This is a genomic window from Actinobacillus minor NM305, assembly GCF_000175195.1.
Taxonomy (GTDB): domain Bacteria; phylum Pseudomonadota; class Gammaproteobacteria; order Enterobacterales; family Pasteurellaceae; genus Haemophilus_A; species Haemophilus_A minor.
Genome location: NZ_ACQL01000124.1, coordinates 1 through 7,322, shown reverse-complemented (window position 1 = coordinate 7,322; position 7,322 = coordinate 1). Strand labels below are relative to the sequence as shown.

3 protein-coding genes are annotated in these 7,322 nt (G+C 42.8%); 1 reads left to right on the top strand and 2 read right to left on the bottom strand.

What is annotated here, in order from left to right; translation table 11 throughout:
• Positions 1-63: 63 nt before the first annotated feature.
• On the bottom strand, positions 64-1,062 hold the full coding sequence (locus AM305_RS09665; protein ID WP_005825479.1) for an ABC transporter permease: 999 nt from the start codon (positions 1,060-1,062) through the stop codon (positions 64-66).
• Positions 1,063-1,073: 11 nt separating this feature from the next.
• Positions 1,074-2,609: a sugar ABC transporter ATP-binding protein gene (locus AM305_RS09660; RefSeq protein WP_005825478.1), complete on the bottom strand. Its 1,536-nt coding sequence runs from the start codon at positions 2,607-2,609 to the stop codon at positions 1,074-1,076.
• Positions 2,610-3,244: 635 nt separating this feature from the next.
• Between AM305_RS09660 and rpoB the strand changes: the two genes are divergently transcribed.
• Entirely contained in the window at positions 3,245-7,276 is a 4,032-nt protein-coding gene (gene rpoB / locus AM305_RS09655) for a DNA-directed RNA polymerase subunit beta (RefSeq protein ID WP_005825476.1), read from the top strand.
• Positions 7,277-7,322: the final 46 nt, after the last annotated feature.

The window sequence follows — 7,322 nt, the reverse complement described above, 5'->3', positions numbered from 1 at the left end:
GGTGGGGATAAACCCCACCCCTACGAATAATGTTGTATATTGGCTACATAAATTGGCTGATAGTTATTTCTTACCAAGTTTTTTAGATTGGCGGAGCTGGTCTAAAGACACGGCTACGATAATCACTAAACCGATAACAATCATTTGCACAAACGATGAGACGCCATTCATATTCAAACCATTACGGAGTACACCGATAATGAATGACCCGATGAGTGTGCCTGGGATAGTACCTACACCGCCCATCAACGATGTTCCCCCAACAACGGCACTTGCGATTGCATCTAACTCGTAAGCCACGCCACCGTTTGGTTGTGCGGTTACTAAGCGAGAGGCAAGGATTACGCCCGTTAAGCCAGAGAGTAAGCCACTAGCAACATAAGCATAAATTTTGACAATATTCGTTTTAATACCCGACAAACGTGCTGCTTCTTCATTTGAACCGATAGCATAGATGTAGCGACCAACTTTCAATTTCGTTAAAGCGAAGGTAAAGAGAACAGTAATGAAGAGCATAATAATCACAGGGTATGGAATGCCGGCAAACACGACTTTCGGTAAACCATTTGGACCTTCTTCCACGATTTTGAATAAGGCGCCGTTACCTAAGACTGCAAAACTTTCCGGCATACCTGAAACCGGTGCAGCGTTCGTCACATAGAGTGCTAGACCACGAGCAACCATCATCATACCGAGGGTGGCGATAAATGGCGGTAACTTCATTTGAGTAACGAGAATACCGTTCGTTAAACCACAAGCCCCCCCGACCAAAATACCGAGTACCATACCAATCGGCACAGGCACGCCAGCGTTTACAATCATTGCGGCGGCAACCCCTGAGAGCGCAACCACAGAACCGGTACTTAAATCAATACCGCCGGTTAAGATAACGCAAGTTGCGCCGATACCGATTAACGCAATGGTGGAGGTTTGTAAGCCAACGGTCATAATATTGTTGGAGGTAAAGAAATAATCGTTGGTTACACTAAAGAAAATGACTAAGAGGATTAACCCTGCTAATGCCGCCATTTTGCGAAGCAGATCTTTATATTTATCACTCATTTTAAAGCTCCTTAGTTTTTATATTCGTTTTTGAACATATTTTTCACGCCAGTGGCATATTGCATAATCTCTTCTTGGTTGGTTTTCTTGGTTTCCAACATACCTGTCATTCTGCCTTCTCGCATCACGATAACACGGTCGGTAATGCCTAAAATTTCAGGCAATTCAGAAGAAATGACAATCACACCGACACCATTGGCGGCAAGTTCATCAATTAACTGATAAATCGCATATTTCGCCCCAACGTCAATGCCTCGAGTTGGCTCATCGAAAATCATCACATTCGCATCACGGAACAACCATTTGCCGATAACCACTTTTTGCTGGTTACCACCACTTAGGTTGTTTACTAACTGCTCAGGTGTTGGCGTTTTAATTTCCATTTTCTTAATAAAGGTATCGCTCGCTTTCAGCTCTTCATTATGTGAAATAATGCCCAACTGATCGCATACTTTATCCATTGAAGCCATTGTGATGTTCTCACGAATAGACATTCGCACCGCTACCCCATTTAGCTTGCGGTCTTCAGATAGGTAGGCGATACCTGCTTTAATCGAGTCGCTTGGGTCACGAATAACAACTTTCTTATTCCGAACATAAATTTCGCCCCCATCAAGCGGATCCGCCCCAAAAATCGCACGGGCAAGTTCTGTTCGTTTTGCGCCAACTAAGCCTGTAATTCCCAACACTTCGCCTTTTAACAAGTCAAAGTTTAACGGCTCAAACACGCCTTTACGTTCTGCATTCATCACTGAAAGTAATAACTCATCACTGATTTTGGCAGTTTTTGGTGGGAAATGGTTATCGAGGGTACGCCCTACCATTTTGGTAATGATTTCGTCCATCGTGATGTCTGAAAAACGGTGGCTAGATACATAAGTACCATCACGGAAAATGGTAATGCGGTCGCAGATCTGTTTTAGTTCGTCCATACGGTGAGAAATATAGACGATACACACGCCTTTCTCTTTCAAGCGGCGGACAAGCTCAAATAATTTCTCAATCTCTTTTTCGGTAAGCGCAGAAGTGGGTTCGTCCATAATCAACACCTCCACATCAAAAGAGAGGGCTTTGGCGATTTCCACCATTTGCTGACGAGCAACGGAAAGGTCTTTCACCAGATCGGTCGGCTTCACATCAATATCAAACATATTGAGCAAGTCGGCGGCATCTTTATTCATTTTGGCTTTATCTACGATGCCAAACTGGTTTGGCTCTCGAGCAAAAAAGATGTTTTCTGCCACCGTTAAATGTGGAATAAGATTGAGTTCTTGGAAAATCATACTGATACCGTCTTTCTGAGCTTCCAGCACAGAGTTGTAATTGACGGTTCTGCCTTTGTAGGTAATTTCGCCCTCATCGGCGTGATAAACCCCAATCAGACATTTCATCAAGGTTGATTTTCCTGCACCGTTTTCACCCATCAGTGCGTGGGCTTCTCCTTTATGTAACTCCAGCTGAACATTCTTTAGGGCTTGAACACCCACAAAAGATTTACAGATATTTTTCATCGAGAGTAACGGTGTGTCGGTTTTTAATGTCGTCATTTCTGCCTCCATTACAATCTGAAATTGGCTAAATAAGCAACTGTGAGTATAGTTCCATAAGCGATATTTTTTTACAAAGGGCTTTTGCAATGAGTTTCTGATTTTGTGAAACTCATCACAAAAAATGCAAAAAAGTATGATTTTTTGACCGCTTACACCTGCCCGATTTGGAGCCTTTTCAAGAAAATCGGGCAGTCTTAAATGAAAAGGGATTTCTAAATGAAAAGTAAATGAATGGCGGATGTCAGTTTAATTTTAATCTGAAAAAGCATCGTTCTCTTTATTGCCAAAAAATCATCAATTTGCTATAATTCGCAGTCCAAATTTTGCATTTTGGCTAGATGAATTTTCGTCTAGCCTTTTGTGCTTGAATAAAATTGGCTAAATTTGTGTCGTTTTAATTTAGCTAACTAATTGATTTGTTAGGAAAAACGCTAACAAGCGGTGTGATTTTTAGAAAAATCTGCAAAACCGTTCCTCCCCGAGCTAACTACTGCGGTAGCGATTTTTGACCCTTTGTGTGAACTCGGAAAACGACACCTCGTATCATTTTATAAATGCCACTTCCAACCGAGTCTTCTCGTGTCGGATTGTGAAATCTCAACCAACAAAGTAAAATCAGAGGCTATCTAACAATGGCATACTCCTATTCAGAGAAAAAGCGTATCCGTAAGAGCTTTGGCAAACGTCCGCAAGTTCTGAACGTACCTTATCTATTAACACTCCAACTTGATTCTTATGAAAAATTTATTCAGCAAGATCCGGAAGGGCTACAAGGTTTAGAAGCGGCATTCCGTTCTGTGTTCCCGATTGTGAGCAACAACGGTGCAACAGAATTACAATACGTTTCTTACGAATTAGGCGAGCCGGTATTTGACGTGCGTGAATGTCAAATCCGTGGCACAACCTACGCAGCACCATTACGCGTAAAACTTCGTCTTGTGACCTTTGACCGTGAAGCGGCAGCAGGTACAGTAAAAGATATTAAAGAACAAAACGTGTATATGGGCGAAATCCCATTAATGACCGACAACGGTACTTTCGTTATCAACGGTACTGAACGTGTTATCGTTTCTCAGTTACACCGTAGTCCGGGCGTATTCTTCGATTCTGACAAAGGTAAAACCCACTCTTCAGGTAAAGTGCTTTATAACGCACGTATCATTCCTTACCGTGGTTCTTGGTTAGACTTTGAATTTGACCCGAAAGATAACCTTTATGCACGTATCGACCGCCGCCGTAAATTACCGGCAACCATTATTTTACGTGCGTTAGGCTACACCACTGAAGAAATCTTAGCGATGTTCTTCGAAACAGTGAAATTCACCGTTTCAAGCGATAACAAACTTCAAATGGAATTAGTGCCGGAGCGTTTACGTGGCGAAACCGCATTATTCGATATTGAATCTGAAGGTAAAGTTTACGTTGAGAAAGGTCGCCGTATTACAGCAAAACACACTCGTGATTTAGTGAAAGCCGGCGTAACAAAAATTGACGTACCGGTTGAATATATCGTAGGCAAAGTAGCAGCGAAAGATTACGTTGATCTTTCAAGCGGCGAAATTATCTGCCCTGCGAATATGGAAATCTCTTTAGAAATGTTAGCGAACCTTTCGCAAGCAGGTTACAAAGAGATCGAAGTGCTATTTACTAACGATTTAGACTACGGTCCGTATATTTCTGAAACCTTACGTGTAGACCCAACTTACGATCGCTTAAGCGCATTAGTTGAAATCTATCGTATGATGCGTCCGGGCGAGCCGCCAACAAAAGAAGCGGCAGAAGGTTTATTCGATAATATGTTCTTCTCTGCAGATCGTTACGATTTATCTGCAGTAGGTCGTATGAAATTCAATCGTTCATTAAACATTCCGGAAGGCGAAGGCTTAGGGATTTTAAGCAACGATGACATCATCGGCGTAATGAAAAAACTGATCGAAATCCGTAACGGTCGTGGCGAAGTGGACGATATCGACCACTTAGGTAACCGCCGTATTCGTTCAGTAGGCGAGATGGCAGAAAACCAATTCCGTATCGGTTTAGTTCGTGTAGAACGTGCGGTGCGTGAGCGCTTATCATTAGGCGATTTAGATGGTGTAACACCACAAGATTTAATCAATGCGAAACCGATTTCTGCGGCAGTGAAAGAGTTCTTCGGCTCATCACAACTTTCGCAATTTATGGACCAAAACAACCCGCTTTCAGAAGTAACGCACAAACGCCGTATTTCTGCATTAGGTCCGGGTGGTTTAACGCGTGAACGTGCAGGCTTTGAGGTGCGAGACGTACACCCAACGCACTATGGTCGTTTATGTCCGATCGAAACCCCAGAGGGTCCAAACATCGGTTTGATCAACTCACTTTCTGTGTATGCGCGTACTAATAACTACGGTTTCTTAGAAACACCATTCCGTAAAGTGGTAAATGGTCAAGTAACAGAAGATATTGAGTACTTATCAGCGATTGAAGAAGGTAACTACGTTATCGCACAGGCGAACTCAAACTTAGATGAGAACTTCCGCTTTACCGATACTTATGTAACCTGTCGTGGTGAACATGGCGAGTCTGGTTTATACAAACCGGAAGACATCCACTATATGGATATTTCAACGCAACAAGTGGTTTCTGTGGCGGCAGCGTTAATCCCGTTCCTTGAGCACGATGATGCGAACCGTGCGTTAATGGGTGCGAACATGCAACGTCAGGCTGTTCCAACATTACGTGCGGATAAACCATTAGTTGGTACGGGTATGGAAAAACCAATCGCACTTGACTCAGGTGTTGCGGTAGTTGCAAAACGTGGTGGTACAATCCAATACGTTGATGCTTCACGTATCGTGGTAAAAGTTAATGAAGATGAAACGATCCCGGGCGAAGCAGGTATCGACATTTATAACTTAATCAAATACACCCGTTCGAACCAAAATACCTGTATCAACCAAATTCCTTGCGTGAAATTAGGCGAGCCGGTTGGTCGTGGTGAAATTCTTGCAGACGGTCCTTCAACGGATTTAGGTGAATTAGCATTAGGTCAAAATATCCGTGTGGCATTCATGCCTTGGAATGGTTATAACTTCGAAGACTCAATGTTAGTGTCTGAGCGTGTAGTACAAGAAGATCGCTTTACTACAATCCACATTCAAGAGTTATCTTGTGTGGCACGTGATACGAAATTAGGCGCAGAAGAGATTACTGCCGATATTCCAAACGTGGGCGAATCAGCGTTAAGCAAACTTGACGAATCAGGTATCGTTTATGTAGGTGCGGAAGTTAAAGGTGGCGACATCTTAGTCGGTAAAGTAACACCAAAAGGTGAAACCCAATTAACCCCAGAAGAAAAATTACTCCGTGCAATCTTCGGTGAAAAAGCATCAGATGTTAAAGATAGTTCACTTCGTGTGCCAAACGGTACATCAGGTACGGTTATCGATGTTCAAGTCTTCACTCGTGATGGCGTAGAAAAAGATAAACGTGCGTTAGAAATCGAAGAAATGCAACTTCGTGAAGCGAAAAAAGATTTAACCGAAGAGTTAGAAATTTTAGAAGCTGGTTTATTCACTCGTGTTCGCAACTTATTAGTAGAAGGTGGCGTAAGCGAAGCAGAATTAGATAAAGTGGCTCGTGAGAAATGGTTAGAGCAAACTTTAGAAGATGAAGCAAAACAAAATCAGTTAGAACAGCTTGCTGAACAACACGAAGAGTTACGCAAAGAGTTCGAACGTAAACTTGAGATCAAACGTAACAAGATCATTCAAGGGGACGATTTAGCACCGGGCGTATTAAAAGTAGTTAAAGTTTACCTTGCGGTGAAACGTCAAATCCAACCAGGGGATAAAATGGCGGGTCGTCACGGTAACAAAGGGGTTATCTCGAAAATTAACCCAGTTGAAGATATGCCGTACGATGAAAATGGTCAGCCGGTTGAAATCGTGTTGAACCCACTGGGCGTTCCTTCACGTATGAACATCGGTCAGATCTTAGAAACGCACTTAGGTTTAGCGGCACGTGGTATCGGTGATCAAATCAACGCAATGATTAAACAACAGCAATCTGTTGCGAAATTACGTGAATATATCCAAAAAGCGTATGATTTAGGTCACGGTTCACAATCCGTGGATTTAAGCACCTTCTCTGATGAAGAAGTGATGCGTTTAGCGCAAAACTTACGTAAAGGTTTACCGCTTGCAACACCAGTATTTGACGGTGCGCACGAAAGCGAAATCAAAGGCTTATTAGAATTAGGTGGTTTACCGACATCAGGTCAAATTACTTTATATGATGGCCGTACAGGGGAAAAATTTGAGCGTCCGGTAACCGTAGGTTATATGTATATGCTCAAATTGAACCACTTAGTTGATGACAAAATGCACGCTCGTTCAACAGGTTCTTATAGTCTTGTTACTCAACAACCGTTGGGTGGTAAAGCACAGTTCGGTGGTCAGCGTTTCGGTGAGATGGAGGTATGGGCATTAGAAGCATACGGTGCGGCTTATACATTACAAGAAATGCTAACAGTGAAATCGGATGACGTAAACGGCCGTACGAAGATGTACAAAAACATCGTAGATGGCACGCACTATATGGAACCGGGTATTCCAGAGTCATTCAACGTAATCACGAAAGAAATCCGTGCATTAGCGATTGATATGGAGTTGGACGAAGCGTAGTTGATTTTCCCCGAAAGAATTTTCGTAGGGGCGGGGTTTATCCCCG